16 protein-coding genes are annotated in these 16,215 nt (G+C 71.2%); 9 read left to right on the top strand and 7 right to left on the bottom strand.

Annotated features, from left to right (window positions below):
- Positions 1–23: 23 nt before the first annotated feature.
- The 3 genes from MQV74_RS12680 to MQV74_RS12670 form a co-directional block, all read right to left on the bottom strand.
- Positions 24–1,076 carry a S1C family serine protease gene (locus MQV74_RS12680; protein ID WP_242717049.1) on the bottom strand — a complete coding sequence of 351 codons (1,053 nt, stop codon included), beginning with the start codon at positions 1,074–1,076 and terminating at the stop codon, positions 24–26.
- 78 nt (positions 1,077–1,154) lie between these two features.
- Entirely contained in the window at positions 1,155–1,847 is a 693-nt protein-coding gene (locus MQV74_RS12675; RefSeq protein WP_242717047.1) for a class I SAM-dependent methyltransferase, read from the bottom strand.
- A gap of 53 nt (positions 1,848–1,900) precedes the next feature.
- Positions 1,901–2,506 (bottom strand): DUF3043 domain-containing protein, encoded by a 606-nt coding sequence (locus MQV74_RS12670; RefSeq protein WP_242717045.1) that lies wholly within the window; start codon positions 2,504–2,506, stop codon positions 1,901–1,903.
- 343 nt (positions 2,507–2,849) lie between these two features.
- On the opposite strand from MQV74_RS12670, the gene MQV74_RS12665 reads away from it, so the two are divergent.
- The 4 genes from MQV74_RS12665 (at position 2,850) to MQV74_RS12650 (ending at position 6,083) form a co-directional block, all read left to right on the top strand.
- Positions 2,850–3,632: a PspA/IM30 family protein gene (locus MQV74_RS12665; RefSeq protein ID WP_242728630.1), complete on the top strand. Its 783-nt coding sequence runs from the start codon at positions 2,850–2,852 to the stop codon at positions 3,630–3,632.
- Between the two features lie 27 nt (positions 3,633–3,659).
- Entirely contained in the window at positions 3,660–3,938 is a 279-nt protein-coding gene (gene pspAA, locus MQV74_RS12660) for a PspA-associated protein PspAA (RefSeq protein WP_242717043.1), read from the top strand.
- A gap of 214 nt (positions 3,939–4,152) precedes the next feature.
- Entirely contained in the window at positions 4,153–5,406 is a 1,254-nt protein-coding gene (locus MQV74_RS12655; protein WP_242717041.1) for a sensor histidine kinase, read from the top strand.
- Positions 5,403–6,083, top strand: a complete 681-nt coding sequence (locus tag MQV74_RS12650; RefSeq protein ID WP_242717039.1) for a response regulator — start codon at positions 5,403–5,405, stop codon at positions 6,081–6,083. Before MQV74_RS12655 ends, MQV74_RS12650 begins: the two co-directional genes overlap by 4 nt.
- Before the next feature lie 38 nt (positions 6,084–6,121).
- On the opposite strand, the gene nadA is transcribed toward MQV74_RS12650, so the two are convergent.
- Complete coding sequence (gene nadA / locus MQV74_RS12645; RefSeq protein WP_374120609.1) at positions 6,122–7,327, bottom strand: quinolinate synthase NadA; 1,206 nt, start codon at positions 7,325–7,327, stop codon at positions 6,122–6,124.
- Between the two features lie 201 nt (positions 7,328–7,528).
- Between nadA and erpA the strand changes: the two genes are divergently transcribed.
- Positions 7,529–7,885: an iron-sulfur cluster insertion protein ErpA gene (gene erpA, locus MQV74_RS12640; protein ID WP_138959304.1), complete on the top strand. Its 357-nt coding sequence runs from the start codon at positions 7,529–7,531 to the stop codon at positions 7,883–7,885.
- A gap of 80 nt (positions 7,886–7,965) precedes the next feature.
- On the opposite strand, the gene MQV74_RS12635 is transcribed toward erpA, so the two are convergent.
- Together MQV74_RS12635 and MQV74_RS12630 are read right to left on the bottom strand one after the other, a co-directional pair.
- Entirely contained in the window at positions 7,966–9,507 is a 1,542-nt protein-coding gene (locus MQV74_RS12635) for a hypothetical protein (protein ID WP_242717035.1), read from the bottom strand.
- Between the two features lie 251 nt (positions 9,508–9,758).
- On the bottom strand, positions 9,759–9,977 hold the full coding sequence (locus MQV74_RS12630) for a hypothetical protein (RefSeq protein WP_242717033.1): 219 nt from the start codon (positions 9,975–9,977) through the stop codon (positions 9,759–9,761).
- A gap of 179 nt (positions 9,978–10,156) precedes the next feature.
- Between MQV74_RS12630 and MQV74_RS12625 the strand changes: the two genes are divergently transcribed.
- Positions 10,157–11,131 (top strand): carbohydrate kinase family protein, encoded by a 975-nt coding sequence (locus tag MQV74_RS12625; protein WP_242717031.1) that lies wholly within the window; start codon positions 10,157–10,159, stop codon positions 11,129–11,131.
- A 262-nt stretch (positions 11,132–11,393) separates the two neighbouring features.
- On the opposite strand, the gene MQV74_RS12620 is transcribed toward MQV74_RS12625, so the two are convergent.
- Entirely contained in the window at positions 11,394–12,776 is a 1,383-nt protein-coding gene (locus MQV74_RS12620) for a cysteine desulfurase/sulfurtransferase TusA family protein (protein WP_242717029.1), read from the bottom strand.
- 319 nt (positions 12,777–13,095) lie between these two features.
- On the opposite strand from MQV74_RS12620, the gene ctaC reads away from it, so the two are divergent.
- The 3 genes from ctaC to MQV74_RS12605 are packed head-to-tail and all read left to right on the top strand — an operon-like array spanning position 13,096 to position 16,189.
- Positions 13,096–14,058 carry an aa3-type cytochrome oxidase subunit II gene (gene ctaC, locus MQV74_RS12615; RefSeq protein ID WP_138959299.1) on the top strand — a complete coding sequence of 321 codons (963 nt, stop codon included), beginning with the start codon at positions 13,096–13,098 and terminating at the stop codon, positions 14,056–14,058.
- Positions 14,055–15,794 carry an aa3-type cytochrome oxidase subunit I gene (ctaD, locus tag MQV74_RS12610; protein ID WP_138959298.1) on the top strand — a complete coding sequence of 580 codons (1,740 nt, stop codon included), beginning with the start codon at positions 14,055–14,057 and terminating at the stop codon, positions 15,792–15,794. Before ctaC ends, ctaD begins: the two co-directional genes overlap by 4 nt.
- Positions 15,791–16,189, top strand: coding sequence for a cytochrome c oxidase subunit 4 (locus MQV74_RS12605; protein ID WP_138959297.1), 399 nt, complete (start codon positions 15,791–15,793; stop codon positions 16,187–16,189). The genes ctaD and MQV74_RS12605 overlap by 4 nt, the downstream gene beginning before the upstream one ends.
- The last annotated feature ends 26 nt before the right edge of the window (positions 16,190–16,215 follow it).

Raw genomic sequence — 16,215 nt, 5'->3', positions numbered from 1 at the left:
CCCCCGCCCCCTCCGCGTGCCCCTTACATCTCTCCAAGGGTGACGTCGGCGGTCCGCTCGTCGCCGTCCCGTACGTACGTCACTCGCTCCTTGTCGCCCGGCTCGTCCCCGGCGAGCGCCTCCGACAGGGAGGTGACCGTGGTGATCTCGTCGTCCCCGAGCCCGGTGATGATGTCGCCGGGCCTGATGCCCGCCTTGTCGGCGCCCCCGCCGCTCCTGACCTCGGCCACGGCGACGCCCGCGGGCCGGTAGTCGTCCCCGAGGACCGTGCGCCCGCTGATGCCGAGCGCGGCCCGGCCCGAGTCGGTGACCTTGCCGCTCTTGACGATCTGGTCGGCCACCGTACGCACCATCGAGGCGGGGATCGCGAAGCCGATGCCCGGTGCCGCGCCGTCGCCCATGTCCGGGTCGGTCGCGGCGAGGGTCGGGATGCCGACGACGTCGCCGTCGAGGTTCACCAGGGCACCGCCGCTGTTGCCCGGGTTGATCGCGGCGGACGTCTGCACCATGTTCCCGATGGTGGCGCCGGTGCCGCCGCCCGCCCGGCCCTCGCTGACCGTGCGCCCGGTCGCCGAGACGATGCCCTGCGTGACGCTGGACGACAGGCCGAGCGGCGAGCCCATCGCGAGCACGATCTGGCCGACCTCCACCTTCCCGGAGTCGCCGAAGTCGGCGGCCTTCAGGCCGCGCGGCACCTTGTCGAGCTTGATGACGGCGAGGTCCTGCTCCGGGTACGCCGACACGAGCGTGGCCCCGAGGGGCTGCTCACCGGTGGCCGTGGTCACCTTGAAGGTCTTCTCCCGGCCCACCACGTGGGCGTTGGTGACGATGTGCCCCTTGTCGTCGTAGACCACCCCGGAGCCGAGGCTGTCGGAGGCGTCGATCTGGACCACGGAGGGCAGCGCGTCCTTGATGACCTTCAGGTAGTCGTCCTGAAGGTCATGTGCGGCGGCGGGAGCGGCCGCCTGAGTCGTCGACTCCTTCTCCCGGGAGCCCCCGCTCTCCCCGGCACACCCGGCCACCACCGCGACCGAGACCAGCACCCCCGCCACCACGAACCCACGCGAAGCTCTCATACCCCCCGAGTCTCACCGCCACCGCCCCGACCGTCCTCCGCTACGGGGCCGAACAGGGGGCGCCTCCCCGAGGGAGGATCAGTCGCGGGTGCCGCAGACGTGGAGGAGGGCGGCCACCGTGCGGTAGGGGTCGGTGCGTCCGGCCCGCTCCTCGGCGGCGAGGAGCCCGTCGAGCTCGGGCCCGGCGGCGGGCACCGCGTCGGAGAAGACCCGCACCCCGTACCAGGCCCGCAGCGGCGCGGCGATGCCCGCGAGCGCCCCGGAGACCGCGTCGAGGCGATGCGCCCGCGCACGCCCCCCGGAGGGGTCCTCGTACGTGTCGGCGCCGAACGCGGCGAGCGCCCCGCCCCAGTCGCCCCGCAGCGCGGGGGCCATGGCCAGCGCGTCCGCGTTCCGTACGACCAGGGAGAGCAGCCCGCCGGGGGCGAGTACCCGCCCCAGGCCCGCGAGCAGCGCGTCGGGCTCGTCGACGTACATGAGCACGCCGTGGCACAGCACGACGTCGAAGCTCCCGGGCAGGAAGTGCACGCCCGTGTCCCGCCCGTCGCCCTCGACGATGCGCATGCGGGACCGGATGCCCTCGGGCTCGGCGGCCGCCGCGGCCCGCGCGGCGGCGAGCCCCTCGGCCTCCCGCTCGACGCCCGTCACCTCGTGTCCGGCACGGGCGAGCCGGAGTGCCTGCACCCCGTGCCCCATGCCGACGTCGAGCACCCGCAGCCGCCGTCCCACCGGGAACCGCGCCGCGATCTGCTCGTCAAGCTGCCGTGCCACCAGTTCCTGGCACACGGCCGTACGCTCTCCAGGGCCTGCGCCCTGGACCTCGCTCAGGGCCGCTCCCCGCGCTTGACCTGCGGCTTCGGCAGCCGCAGCCGGCGCATCTGGAGCGAACGCATCAGGGCGTACGCGACGGCGCCCTTCTTGTGCTCGTCGGGGAAGCGCTCGTTCAGGCGCTTCTTCAGACGGAAGCCCGTGACGATCGAGTCGAGCACGATCAGGACGATCACGACGAGCCACAGCAGCAGCGCGATGTTCTGCAGCTGGGCGACGCGGACCAGGCTCAGGACGAGGATGAGCACGGCCATCGGCAGGAAGAACTCCGCCACGCAGAACCGGGAGTCCACGAAGTCGCGGGCGTACTTGCGCACCGGGCCCTTGTCCCGCGGCGGCAGATACCGCTCGTCGCCGCTGGCCAGCGCCTGGCGCTGCTTCTCCATGTTCGCGCGGCGCTCCTCGCGCGACCGCTTGGCGGCCTCCTTGCGCGTCGTCGGCGTGTTCATCACGCTGCGGCGCTGCGACTGGGCCACGGCACGCTTGGGGGTGGGGCGGCCCTTGGGGGCCTCGGGGTCACGGGAGGACGCGCTCTCGGCTACCGGCGCCTTGGCGGCCGGGGCCTTCTCGTCCTTGGATCGGCTACGGAACACAAAAGCCAAGGGTACGGGGTCAGCCGGAGGCGCGGGGCCGGAGGACCCCTTTCCCGGGGCTTTCCCGGGGCGTACCGGGGGAGGACCGGCGGGCGCATGGACCGGCGCCCTCCGGGGAACGATCCCGCCACACCGGGCGTCTTGCTGATGTGGCGGAGCGACAAAGGGGGCCGTCCCGGGCTGTTCCCGGGGGCGCACCTACTCCTTGCGCCGGAGGGGCGGGCGGAGCAGTCGTCCTTGGGGATGAGCGCATCCACCCGCGAACAGTGCGGTAATGGATACAGACCCCGTACCGTGGGTTCTGTTGCAGCAGCTGGAGCTGGAGTCCGTCAGAAGGGGGCGCGCGAAGCCCATGAGCGGTGTCATGAAGCGTATGGGGATGATCTTCCGCGCGAAGGCGAACAAGGCCCTTGACCGGGCCGAGGACCCGCGCGAAACCCTCGATTACTCGTACCAGAAGCAGTTGGAGCTGCTGCAGAAGGTGCGCCGCGGCGTCGCCGACGTGGCGACCTCCCGCAAGCGCCTGGAGCTCCAGCTCAACCAGCTCCAGAAGCAGTCCTCCACCCTGGAGGACCAGGGCCGCAAGGCGCTCGCGCTCGGCCGCGAGGACCTCGCCCGCGAGGCGCTCTCCCGCCGCGCGGCGCTCCAGCAGCAGGTCAGCGACCTGGAGACGCAGCACCAGACCCTGCAGGGCGAGGAGGAGAAGCTCACCCTCGCGGCCCAGCGCCTGCAGGCCAAGGTCGACGCGTTCCGTACGCGCAAGGAGACCATCAAGGCCACGTACACCGCGGCCGAGGCCCAGACCCGCATCGGCGAGGCCTTCTCCGGCATCTCCGAGGAGATGGGCGACGTCGGCATGGCGATCCAGCGCGCCGAGGACAAGACGGCCCAGCTCCAGGCCCGCGCCGGCGCGATCGACGAACTCCTCGCCTCGGGCGCCCTCGACGACTCCTCCGGGCTCGCCAAGGACGACATCCAGACCGAGCTCGACCGCCTCTCCGGTGGTACAGATGTAGAGCTGGAGCTGCAGCGCATGAAGGCCGAGCTGGCCGGAGGTTCCAGCGCCTCGCCGAAGCCCGCCATCGAGGGCGGCCAGGGGCACCCGCAGGACGCTCCCCGCTTCGACAAGCAGTAGCCACCGCTCACGTCCGAGGAGGGCGTCATGATCGTGAGGATCATGGGGGAGGGGCAGGTGAAGCTGGCCGACGGCCACTTCGCCGAGTTGAACAAGCTGGACGACGAACTGCTCGAAGAGATGGAGGGCGGCGACGAGGCGGGGTTCCGCCGCACGCTGCACGCCCTCCTCGACAAGGTTCGCGAACTGGGGGAACCCCTCCCCGACGACGCCCTCGAACCCTCGGAACTCATCCTCCCCGCCCCGGACGCCACCCTCGCGGAAGTCCGCGACATGCTCTCCGACGACGGCCTGATCCCCGGCTGACACCGCAGCGCCCCGCCTGCTGTGGGCAATCGTCCAGTCCCCCCGCTGTGGGCAATCGTCCCGCAGGGCGGGACGGGTGGGCACAGCACGAGGTGCCGCCGGACTGTGCATCAGGGGCCCATACGCCGGGGGGCCCGGGGGGTGACGTCAACCCCCGCCCCCCTGAACCCGCTTTCCGTTCCCCCCGCCGGACGGCGCCCCGTACCGTTTAGCCGTGACCAACTTTGAACGGTGCCGCGGCTGGGCCAGAACGCACCCGTTGGCCGTCGACGCGGTCCTCGCGGCCGCCGCCCTCGTCTTCATGGTCATCGGCTCCTTCGCCGAGCCTTACGGGGAGCGGGGCTCCAGCTGGAACGTGCACGCCCCGGGCGCCATGAGCGTCACCCTCATGGCCGTCGGCGCGGCCGCCCTCGTCTTCCGCCGCCGCGCCCCGTGGACGGTGCTCGCCGCCACCTCCGCGTTCTCCATCGTGGAGCTGGTGTCGACCGGCCCCCGCGCGCCGGTCGTGATGTGCGCCGTCGTCGCCCTGTACACCGTGGCGGCCCGCACCAACCGCCCCACCACCTGGCGCATCGGCCTGGTCACCGTGGCCGGGCTCACCGGCGTCGCCATGGTCGCGGGCCCCCTGCCCTGGTACGGGCAGGAGAACCTCGGCATCTTCGCCTGGACCGGCATGGCGGCCGCCGTGGGCGACGCGGTGCGCAGCCGCCGCGCCTTCGTCGACGCCATAAGGGAGCGCGCCGAGCGGGCCGAACGCACCCGCGAGGAGGAGGCCCGGCGCCGGGTCGCCGAGGAGCGGCTGCGCATCGCCCGCGACCTGCACGACGTCGTCGCCCACCACATCGCCCTGGTCAACGTCCAGGCGGGGGTCGCGGCGCACGTCATGGACAAGCGGCCCGACCAGGCGAAGGAGGCCCTCGCGCACGTCCGCGAGGCCAGCAGGTCCGCGCTCGGCGAGCTGCGCGCGACCGTCGGCCTGCTGCGGCAGAACGGCGACCCGGAGGCGCCCACGGAGCCCGCCCCCGGCCTGGCCCGCCTCGACGACCTCGTCGACACGTTCCGGCACGCGGGCCTGCCCGTGGAGGTGGCCCGCGGCGACAGCGGCCAGGCGCCTCCCGCCGCCGTGGACCTGGCGGCGTACCGCATCATCCAAGAGGCGCTGACGAACGTGCAGAAGCACGGCGGCGAGCGGGCCAAGGCGGAGGTCAGCGTGGTGCGGGTGGGGCCGAACCTGGAGATCACGGTGCTCGACGACGGTGCGGGTGACGACGTGCGGCCCGTCGACGACCCCGACCGCGGCGGCGGACACGGGCTCCTCGGCATGCGGGAGCGCGTCAGCGCGCTCGGCGGGCGGTGCAGCGCGGGGCCCCGCTACGGAGGTGGTTTCCGCGTCCATGCGATCCTGCCGGTCACGACCGTGAAACAGGGCGGCCGGGAGCACAGCCCGGCCAGGGGAGGGACCGCGTGACGATCCGGGTGCTGCTCGCCGACGACCAGGCGCTGTTGCGCAGCGCGTTCAAGGTCCTCGTCGACTCCGAACCCGACATGGAGGTCGTCGGCGAGGCCTCCGACGGCGCCCAGGCCGTGCGTCTCGCGAAGGCCGAGGCGGCCGACGTCGTCCTGATGGACATCCGGATGCCGGGCACGGACGGCCTCGCCGCGACCCGGCTGATCAGTGAGGACCCGGCGCTCTCCCACGTACGCGTGGTCATGCTGACGACCTTCGAGGTCGACGAGTACGTGGTGCAGTCCCTGCGGGCGGGGGCGTCCGGGTTCCTCGGCAAGGGCGCCGAGCCCGACGAGCTCCTCGGCGCCATCCGGATCGCGGCCGCGGGCGAGGCGCTCCTCTCGCCCACCGCGACGAAGGGGCTCATCGCCAAGTTCCTGGCGCAGAGCGACGGTTCGGACGGTGACGCGCCCGGCCGCGGCGAGCGGCTCGACGCGCTCACCGGACGCGAGCGCGAGGTCCTCGTCCAGGTCGCGGGCGGCCTTTCGAACGACGAGATCGCCGAGCGCCTGGAAGTCAGCCCGCTGACCGTGAAGACCCATGTGAACCGGGCCATGGCGAAACTGGGCGCCCGCGACCGTGCCCAACTCGTCGTGATCGCCTACGAGTCGGGCCTCGTACGGCCGCGGGGCGACTGACCACCGGCCGGCCGCCCCGCGACCGGCCGGCACACCGCCTACGGCAGCGCCAGCATCCGCTCCAGCGCCAGCTTCGCGAACTGCTCGGTCTCGCGGTCGACCTCGATGCGGTTGACGAGCTTGCCGTCGGCCAGGGACTCCAGGGCCCACACCAGGTGCGGCAGGTCGATGCGGTTCATGGTGGAGCAGAAGCACACCGTCTTGTCGAGGAAGACGACCTCCTTGCCCTCCGGCGCGAACCGGTTGGCCAGACGGCGCACCAGGTTCAGCTCGGTGCCGATGGCCCACTTGGAGCCCGCCGGGGCCGCCTCCAGGGTCTTGATGATGTGCTCGGTGGAGCCGACGTAATCCGCGGCCGCCACGACCTCGTGCTTGCACTCGGGGTGGACCAGGACGTTCACGCCGGGTATGCGGGCCCGGACGTCCTCGACCGACTCCAGCGAGAAGCGGCCGTGCACGGAGCAGTGGCCGCGCCACAGGATCATCTTCGCGGCGCTCAGCTGCTCGGCGGTCAGACCGCCGTTCGGCTTGTGCGGGTTGTAGACGACGCAGTCGTCCAGGGACATCCCGAGGTCGCGGACGGCGGTGTTGCGCCCGAGGTGCTGGTCCGGCAGGAAGAGGACCTTCTCGCCCTGCTCGAAGGCCCACTCCAGGGCCCGCTGGGCGTTCGACGACGTACAGATGGTGCCGCCGTGCTTGCCCGTGAACGCCTTGATGTCGGCGGAGGAGTTCATGTACGAGACGGGCACGACCTGCTCGGCGATGCCGGCCTCGGTCAGCACGTCCCAGCACTCCGCGACCTGCTCGGCCGTGGCCATGTCGGCCATCGAGCAGCCCGCGGCCAGGTCCGGGAGCACGACCTTCTGGTCGTCGGTGGTCAGGATGTCCGCGGACTCGGCCATGAAGTGCACGCCGCAGAAGACGATGTACTCGGCGTCCGGCCGGGCGGCCGCGTCCTTGGCCAGCTTGAACGAGTCGCCGGTGACGTCCGCGAACTGGATGACCTCGTCGCGCTGGTAGTGGTGGCCCAGCACGAAGACCTTGTCGCCGAGCTTCTCCTTGGCGGCGCGGGCGCGCTCCACCAGGCCGGGGTCCGACGGCGAGGGCAGGTCGCCCGGGCAGTCCACACCGCGCTCGCTGCTCGGGTCGGCCTGGCGGCCGAGCAGCAGGAGGGCGAGCGGGGTCGGCTCGACGCCGAGGTCCACGGGGGCCGCGGGGGATTGGGCGGTGGTCACGTCACGCACCCTTTCTGTTCTGCAGACGATGCCTTTTCGTCTAATTGACGTTATCTATCATAACCGCTTCACGTCAGTTTGACGATGCCCATAGTGTCGATGTGACGCATCCCCTGTGTGTCCCCGTGTGCGAGCATGGGAATGAATTCGCGGCCACACCGGTTGGAACCGGTCGGCAAGCAGTCTCCGTACTACCCGGGAGCGATGTAGATGTCCGTATCGGACGAGACCACCACCGTCACCGACGGCATCATCCTGACCGACGCCGCCGCGGCCAAGGTCAAGGCCCTGCTCGACCAGGAAGGCCGTGAGGACCTGGCACTGCGCGTCGCCGTTCAGCCCGGCGGCTGCTCGGGTCTGCGTTACCAGCTCTTCTTCGACGAGCGCGCGCTCGACGGCGACGTCGTCAAGGAGTTCGGCACCGTCAAGGTCGTCACCGACCGCATGAGCGCCCCCTACCTGGGCGGCGCCTCCATCGACTTCGTCGACACCATCGAGAAGCAGGGCTTCACGATCGACAACCCGAACGCCACGGGTTCCTGCGCCTGCGGCGACTCCTTCAGCTAAGTCGTGCGGACGAAGGCGGCGGTTCCCCCAAGGGGGAGCCGCCGCCTTCGCCTGTCCGCGGCCCGCTCGATCGGCGGGAGCTACGACCGCGGCGCGGGCTCGCCCTTCGCCACGCCCTCGGCGCGCGGCACCGCCGTGCCGCCCGGCGTGACGACCTTCCGGTCGCCGAGCGGCTTCTCCAGCGTCACGGGCAGCGTGTAGAACTTCGCGAGCGCGATGCACACCTTGCCCTTCTCCTCCGTCGCCGTGACCTTCACGGCGACCTGTCCGCCGCTCTCCCGCGCCGACGCCTCGTACGTGCTGCACACCCCGCCCGTGAAGTGCACGGTCAGCGTCCGCCCCGACGCGGTGTAGCCGTCGACCTTGATGTCGCTGGTGTAGGTGTCGCCTTTCGTGTCCGGCTTCGGCTTCGGCTCGGGATCGCCCGGAGCTCCGGGCGCCTTCAGATACGCGGGCTCCACTGCCGGGTGCTGCACCGTGTACGAGTCCCGCGCGCCCTGCGGCCTGGCCTCGAACAGCCACGACGGCACGAGCGTCTGCCGCCCGGCCACGAAGTGCGCGGCCAGGCCGAAGGTGGCGCCCTCCACGGCGATCGGTTCCTGCTTCGGCGGCACGGTCGGCGTGCAGGGCGCCTCGTCGCGCCGGGTGACCCCGTCGCCCTTGTCGCCCTTGTCGGCCTTGTGCGGCACCGGCGTCGCGCAGCCGCCGATGCTCACGCCGCCGCCCTTGCCCGACGCGTTCAGCAGGGCGAGGGCCTCGGCCGCGCCCACGACCGGGTAGGTCGCGCCCTTGTGCGGCTTCGCGAGCTGGCCGCCGGCGCCCACCACCTCGCCGTCCGGGTCCACCTGGACACCGGTCGACCAGCCGTACGTCGGCAGGCCGTCCACCTCGGGGTCGGCGTTCACCACCCGTACGGAGCCCATGAGCTGGCGCGCGTCCAGCTTGGCGCCGTCCTGGCCGAGGGCCTTCAGGACGGGCGCGGCGGCCGCCTTCGCGTCCCGCACGCCGACCGGGGTGCCGCCGTCCAGCTCCGAAGTGGTCCTGGGCGGGCACGGCTTGCCCTTCAGGCAGTTGTCGCCGCCGGGCTCGGACCGGGTGAACGACCAGGTGCCCGGGGCCTTGCGGGCCACCTGGAGCGAGGGGCCCGAGCCGTCGTTCGCCGGGCCGATCCGCCAGGAGTCGCCCTGCGCGGTCGGCGTGCCGGACAGGCCGAGCGCCTTGGCGAGCCGGGTCACCTGGTCCTTGGTGACCTCGCCGCGCGGCTCGTACACGGCGGCCTCGTCGGGGCCGTCGGGCAGCTCGCCCACGGCCCGGTAGGTCGCGCCCGAGGGGTCGGGTTCGCCCGGGGCGATGCCTTGGGAGGTGCTGGTGCCGCCCCCGCCGTTCGTCCCGTCCGAGCGATCCGTCCCGGAATCGGTGTGTCCGCCTGATCCGTCCGCGTACCCGTCCAGGGCGAGCGGCGGGGGCGGCCCGCCGTCGCCCGCCGGGCCGCTGTCCTTGCCGGACGGGTCCATGGCGAGATAGGCCCCGCCGCCGCCCGCCAGCAGGACCGCGGCCGCCACCGACGCGACCACCAGCGAGGGCCGTCGCCGCCGTCCGTCCTGTGCCTGATCGGTGCTCACCGCATCGCTCCTTCGCGTGCCCGGCCGTCCTCACGAGCCTGCACGGCGATCCGCCACGGCGCACGCGCGCCGCGGCGTCCCGTCGTACATGACATCCCCCCGACGGGGGACGGCGATGGGACGCGGCGGGGGAGCGACCGGTTCCCTCGACCGGTCCCGGGCCCCTCGCGCCCCAGCCCGGTGCGCCTCCCGACCCGTGCGCCTCAGTCCCCGCCGGTCTCAGTTCCCGTACGTCTCAGTCTCCGTACGTCTCAGTCCCCGTACTCGGACATCCCGTCGAGGAGGCGTGCGGACGCGGCCGGGACCGTCACGCCGTGGATCCGGGACGGCGGTACGGGCGTGCCGGCGGGCACCGCGGGCACGGCCCAGTGCCGGACCATGCGCGTGCAAGCACCACGCAATGTCTCCCAGCTCTCGACTCCCTGCTCGGAAGCCTGCGGCGCTGCGCTGTCCTGCGGAAAGAGGGTCATACCGGAACCGTATGCACCGCTGAGCTCAAGGAGAAAGACCTACTATCGGGTATTTTCAGCCGTTCATCGTTCCGGGTCCGACCGGATAGCGTTAACCGTCAACCGCCCACGCGACGTCCGTCACCGCCTTGACCACGAGGGCGGTGCGCCGCCGCTACACGCCGCAGGAGCTTCCAGCCGTGCGTATCGCAGTCACCGGCTCCATCGCCACCGACCACCTGATGACCTTTCCCGGCCGCTTCGCCGACCAACTGGTCGCCGACCAACTGCACACGGTCTCCCTCTCGTTCCTCGTCGACGCCCTCGATGTCCGCCGTGGTGGCGTCGGCGCCAACATCTGCTTCGGCATGGGCCAGCTGGGCACCCGGCCCGTCCTGGTCGGCGCCGCGGGCCCCGACTTCGACGAGTACCGCGCCTGGCTCGACCGGCACAACGTGGACACCGAGTCGGTGCGCATCTCCGAGACGCTGCACACCGCCCGCTTCGTCTGCACCACGGACGCCGACCACAATCAGATCGGCTCCTTCTACACCGGCGCGATGAGTGAGGCCCGCCTCATCGAGCTGAAGACCGTCGCCGACCGCGTGGGCGGCCTCGACCTCGTCCTGATCGGCGCCGACGACCCCGAGGCGATGCTGCGCCACACCGAGGAGTGCCGCAGCCGGGGCATCCCCTTCGCCGCGGACTTCTCCCAGCAGATCGCCCGGATGAACGGCGACGAGATCCGCACCCTCATGGACGGCGCCGCGTACCTCTTCTCCAACGAGTACGAGAAGGGCCTCATCGAGTCCAAGACCGGCTGGTCCGACGCGGAGATCCTGGGCAAGGTCGGGCACCGGGTGACCACCCTCGGCGCCAAGGGCGTGCGCATCGAGACCGCCGGGCAGGACCCGATCGAGGTCGGCGTGCCGCAGGAGGAGGCCAAGGTCGAGCCGACGGGCGTGGGCGACGCCTTCCGCGCCGGGTTCCTCTCCGGGCTCGTCTGGGGCGTGTCGCACGAGCGGGCGGCGCAGGTGGGCTGCATGCTCGCGACGCTGGTCATCGAGACGACGGGCACGCAGGAGTACGAGCTGCGGCGCAGCTCCTTCATGGACCGCTTCGCCGTGGCCTACGGCGAAGCCGCCGCCGCGGAGGTCCGCACCCACCTGGCCTGACCCCCGGGACACCCCCTCTCCCACCCGCCCACCCGTTTCACCCCGCCACCAGGTCCGGCCCCGACCTAGCGGCTCGCGCGTCGCCGCCCGCCTACTTCGCCGCTTCGCGGCGAACCCCGCCCCCGCCCCCATTCGGGGCGGGGGCGGGGGACACGCGGGCGGTCGCCGATGGTGCCCGGCCGAGGTCATCCAGCCCGTCCGGCGTTTGAGGACGAGGCGCGGAGCGCCGATGGAAGGGTGGGCGGGTGGTGGGGGGAGAGCCTCAGGCGCGGCGGCGGACCAGATAGGCCGTGCCGAGCCCCCGGGGCTCGGCGCCCACGTACTCCTGCTCCTGCGTCCAGCACCACGCCGGGATGTCCACGGCGGCCACCTCGTCGTCCGCCAGGACGGTCACCGTGCCGCCGATCCGCACGCGCGGCAGCGCCTTGGCCAGTTCGATGACGGGGTGCGGGCAGCGCTCGCCCAGGGCGTCGACGGTCAGGTCGTCGAGCGCGTCGGCCGGGGCGGCCCCGGACACCGGCGCGCCCAGCTTCGCGCGGACCCGGGCGACCGCGTCCGGCAGCACCTCCAGGAAGCGCTCCACGTCCGCCTCGCCCGTGCCGAGCGGCAGCGACACCCGGACGTTGCCCTCGCTGACCACCCCCATCGCCTTGAGGACGTGGCTCGGCGTGAGCGTGCTGCTGGTGCAGGAGGACCCGGAGGAGACGGAGAACCCGGCCCGGTCCAGCTCGTGCAGGAGCGACTCCCCGTCGACGTAGAGACAGGAGAAGGTGACCAGGTGCGGAAGGCGCCGCGCGGGGTCGCCGACGACCTGGACGTCCGGTACGAGGCCGGGCACCCGGGCCCGGATCCGCCCGGTCAGCTCGCGCAGCCGGGCCTCCTCGGCCGCGGCCTCGGCCCGCACCGCCCGCAGCGCCGCGGCGGCCGACACGATCGCCGGGATGTTCTCGAACCCGGCCGACCGGCCCGACTCCCGCTCGTCCACCGGCCCTTGGGGCGCGAACCGCACGCCCTTGCGGACCGCGAGCAGCCCGACGCCTGCCGGGCCGCCCCATTTGTGCGCGCTCGCCGTGAGGAGCGACCAGGGCCCGTCCACCGGCCCCCACCCGAGGGACTGCGCCGCGTCCACGAGCAGCGGCACCCCGGCCTCCCGGCACGCCGCCGCGGCCTCGGCCACCGGCTGACGGGTGCCGACCTCGTGGTTGGCGGACTGCAGACAGGCGAGCGCGGTGTCGTCGCGGAGCGCGGCCGCGTACGCCGAGGCGTCCACCGCCCCCGCGCGGTCCACGCCCACCTCGGTCACCGTGCCGCCCGCCCGCTCGTGCGCCGCGGCCGAATGGAGTACGGCGGAGTGCTCCACGGCGGACACCACCAGATGCCGCCCCGCGCGCCGCCGCCCGGCCAGGGCTCCCGCCATGCCGTCGTACAGCGCCCGCGTCCCGGACGTGGTGAACACCAGCTCGTCCGGGCGGCAGCCCACGGCTTCGGCGGCCGCCTCCCGCGCCGCGTCTAGCAGCAGCCGCGCCCGCCGCCCTTCCCGGTACAACCGGGAGGGATCGGCCCACCCCTCGTCCAGCGCGGCCTGCAAGGCCTGGCGGGCCACGGGGTGAAGAGGTGCGGACGAGGCCGCGTCGAAGTAGGACACGCCCACAAGCTAAGCGTCCTGAAGGGGCGCGGGGAACCGCGGGATCGGCGGGAGCGGGCCCGCACCCGCCGCACACGGGGGAGGCTCCCGGGCTGGTGGGCGCCCCGAACGACCGTCAGATCGCCGCCGTGGGCGGCGATCCGCCCCCCTTCGGAGTGACCCGCGGCGCGTTAGGCACCCTCCCCGCGCGACCCCAAATAGCGTCCAGTAGGGTTTGGTCCGCATAAACATCCAAACCCCTGCCCGACGCAGGGCGGCGACCGACCAGCGAGAAGGCCGCAGCCGAACCGCGCGGGCGAGACTCTCGGGAAGGCGCTACGTGAGTCCCAACGGCTCCGACCGCTCGCCGCGGCGCCCGATGCGGCGGAAGCTGCTGCAGGCACTGACTGCGGGCCTGGTCCTGGTAACCGCCACCGGTTGCACATACAAGGACTTTCCCCGCCTGGGTATGCCGACCCCGGTCACGGAGGAGGCTCCGCGGATCCTCTCCCTCTGGCAGGGCTCGTGGGCGGCTGCGCTCGCCACGGGCGTGCTGGTCTGGGGCCTGATCCTGTGGAGCGTCATCTTCCACCGGCGCAGCCGCACCAAGGTGGAGGTCCCTCCGCAGACCCGTTACAACATGCCCATCGAGGCGCTGTACACGGTCGTCCCCCTCATCATCGTCTCGGTGCTGTTCTACTTCACCGCCCGTGACGAATCGAAGCTCCTCGCGCTCGACGACAAGCCGGCCCACACCATCAATGTGGTCGGCTACCAGTGGAGCTGGGGCTTCAACTACATCGAGGACGTTCCGGGCTCCGACAAGGGCGACGCCAAGACGTCCAAGGACCTCGACGCCATTCCGGACCGCTTCCGCAAGGACTTCCCGGCGAACGCCGGCGGTGTCTACGAGGTCGGTACGCCCGGCGAGCGGAACCCGCAGAACGGCAACCCCGGTCCGACCCTCTGGCTCCCCAAGGGCGAGAAGGTCCGCTTCGTTCTGACTTCGCGTGACGTCATCCACTCCTTCTGGGTGGTGCCGTTCCTCATGAAGCAGGACGTCATTCCGGGCCACACCAACGCCTTCGAGGTGACTCCCAACAAGGAGGGCACCTTCATGGGCAAGTGCGCCGAGCTCTGCGGCGTCGACCACTCCCGGATGCTCTTCAACGTCAAGGTCGTCTCCCCCGAGCGCTACAAGAAGCACCTCGAAGACCTCGCGAAGAAGAACCAGACCGGTTACATCCCGGCCGGCATCGAGCAGACGGGCCACGAGAAGAACCGGGAGACGAACAACCTGTGAGCATCCTCAACGAACCCCAGGGTGCCGCGGCAGCGAACGACTCGTACGAGGACGAGCTGCCGGTCAGGCGCAAGCAGCCGGGAAACGTCGTCATCAAGTGGCTGACCACCACTGACCACAAGACGATCGGCACGCTCTATCTGGTCACGTCGTTCGCGTTCTTCTGCATCGGCGGTGTGATGGCGCTCTTCATGCGCGCCGAGCTCGCCCGTCCCGGCACGCAGATCATGTCGAACGAGCAGTTCAACCAGGCGTTCACGATGCACGGCACGATCATGCTGCTGATGTTCGCGACGCCGCTGTTCGCGGGCTTCGCGAACTGGATCATGCCGCTCCAGATCGGCGCTCCCGACGTCGCCTTCCCGCGACTGAACATGTTCGCCTACTGGCTGTACCTGTTCGGCTCGCTGATCGCGGTCGGCGGCTTCCTCACGCCGAACGGCGCGGCCGACTTCGGCTGGTTCGCCTACAGCCCGCTGTCGGACGCGGTCCGCTCCCCGGGCATCGGCGCCGACATGTGGATCATGGGTCTGGCCTTCTCCGGCTTCGGCACGATCCTCGGCTCGGTCAACTTCATCACCACGATCATCTGCATGCGCGCGCCCGGCATGACGATGTTCCGCATGCCGATCTTCACCTGGAACGTGCTGCTGACCGGTGTGCTGGTCCTGCTCGCCTTCCCGGTCCTGGCGGCCGCGCTGTTCGCCCTGGAGGCGGACCGCAAGTTCGGTGCCCAAATCTTCGACCCGGCCAATGGCGGGGCCTTGCTCTGGCAACACCTCTTCTGGTTCTTCGGCCATCCAGAGGTGTACATCATCGCCCTACCATTCTTCGGAATCATTTCCGAGGTCATTCCGGTCTTCTCCCGGAAGCCGATGTTCGGCTACATGGGCCTGGTCGGCGCGACCATCGCGATCGCCGGTCTTTCGGTGACGGTGTGGGCGCACCACATGTACGTCACAGGCGGCGTGCTCCTGCCGTTCTTCTCCTTCATGACGTTCCTCATCGCGGTACCGACCGGTGTGAAGTTCTTCAACTGGATCGGCACGATGTGGAAGGGCTCGCTGAGCTTCGAAACTCCGATGCTCTGGGCGGTCGGCTTCCTGATCACCTTCACCTTCGGTGGTCTGACCGGCGTCATCCTGGCCTCGCCGCCGATGGACTTCCACGTCTCCGACTCGTACTTCGTGGTCGCGCACTTCCACTACGTCATCTTCGGCACCGTGGTGTTCGCGATGTTCTCCGGCTTCCACTTCTGGTGGCCGAAGTTCACCGGCAAGATGCTCGACGAGCGGCTCGGCAAGATCACGTTCTGGACGCTGTTCATCGGGTTCCACGGCACGTTCCTCGTCCAGCACTGGCTGGGTGCCGAGGGCATGCCGCGCCGTTACGCGGACTACCTGGACGCCGACGGCTTCACCGCCCTGAACACGATCTCGACGATCGCCTCGTTCCTGCTCGGCCTGTCGATCCTGCCGTTCTTCTACAACGTGTGGAAGACCGCCAAGTACGGCAAGAAGGTCGAGGTCGACGACCCGTGGGGCTACGGCCGCTCGCTCGAGTGGGCGACGTCCTGCCCGCCGCCGCGGCACAACTTCCTCACCCTGCCGCGGATCCGCTCCGAATCCCCGGCGTTCGACCTGCACCACCCTGAGATCGCCGCGCTCGACCAGCTGGAGAACGCCGGTCACGGTGAGAAGGCTGCCGTGGCCGGTGGCAAGGAGGCCGGCAAGTGAAGATCCAGGGCAAGATGTTCATCTGGCTGAGCGTCTTCGTACTGGCCATGGCGATCGTCTATGGCTGGTGGTCGAAGGAGCCCGCCGGAACCACCGCGCTCTTCCTGGCCTTCGGCCTGTGCATCATGATCGGCTACTACCTGGCCTTCACGGCCCGGCGAGTCGACGCCGCCGCACAGGACAACAAGGAGGCGGACGTCGCGGACGAGGCCGGCGAGGTGGGCTTCTTCAGCCCGCACAGCTGGCAGCCGCTGTCCCTGGCCGTCGGTGGCGCGCTCGCCTTCATGGGCGTCGTCTTCGGCTGGTGGCTGATGTACTTCTCGGCTCCGATGATCCTCATCGGTCTGTGGGGCTGGGTCTTCGAGTACTACCGCGGCGAGAACCAGAACCAGTAGGTCCTCCCGCCGCACCCCAGGGGCCC

Origin of the sequence: Streptomyces sp. AN091965 (assembly GCF_022698285.1) — a bacterium.
Lineage (GTDB): Bacteria > Actinomycetota > Actinomycetes > Streptomycetales > Streptomycetaceae > Streptomyces.
This window is presented reverse-complemented; position numbering and strand designations above follow the sequence as displayed.

Excerpts from the sequence above, each read along its gene's own strand:
- MQV74_RS12665 (WP_242728630.1), top strand. The coding sequence starts at position 2,850 with ATGAGCGGTGTCATGAAGCGTATGGGGATGATCTTCCGCGCGAAGGCG.
- erpA (WP_138959304.1), top strand. The coding sequence starts at position 7,529 with ATGTCCGTATCGGACGAGACCACCACCGTCACCGACGGCATCATCCTG.
- pspAA (WP_242717043.1), top strand. The coding sequence starts at position 3,660 with ATGATCGTGAGGATCATGGGGGAGGGGCAGGTGAAGCTGGCCGACGGC.
- MQV74_RS12630 (WP_242717033.1), bottom strand. The coding sequence starts at position 9,977 with ATGACCCTCTTTCCGCAGGACAGCGCAGCGCCGCAGGCTTCCGAGCAG.
- MQV74_RS12680 (WP_242717049.1), bottom strand. The coding sequence starts at position 1,076 with ATGAGAGCTTCGCGTGGGTTCGTGGTGGCGGGGGTGCTGGTCTCGGTC.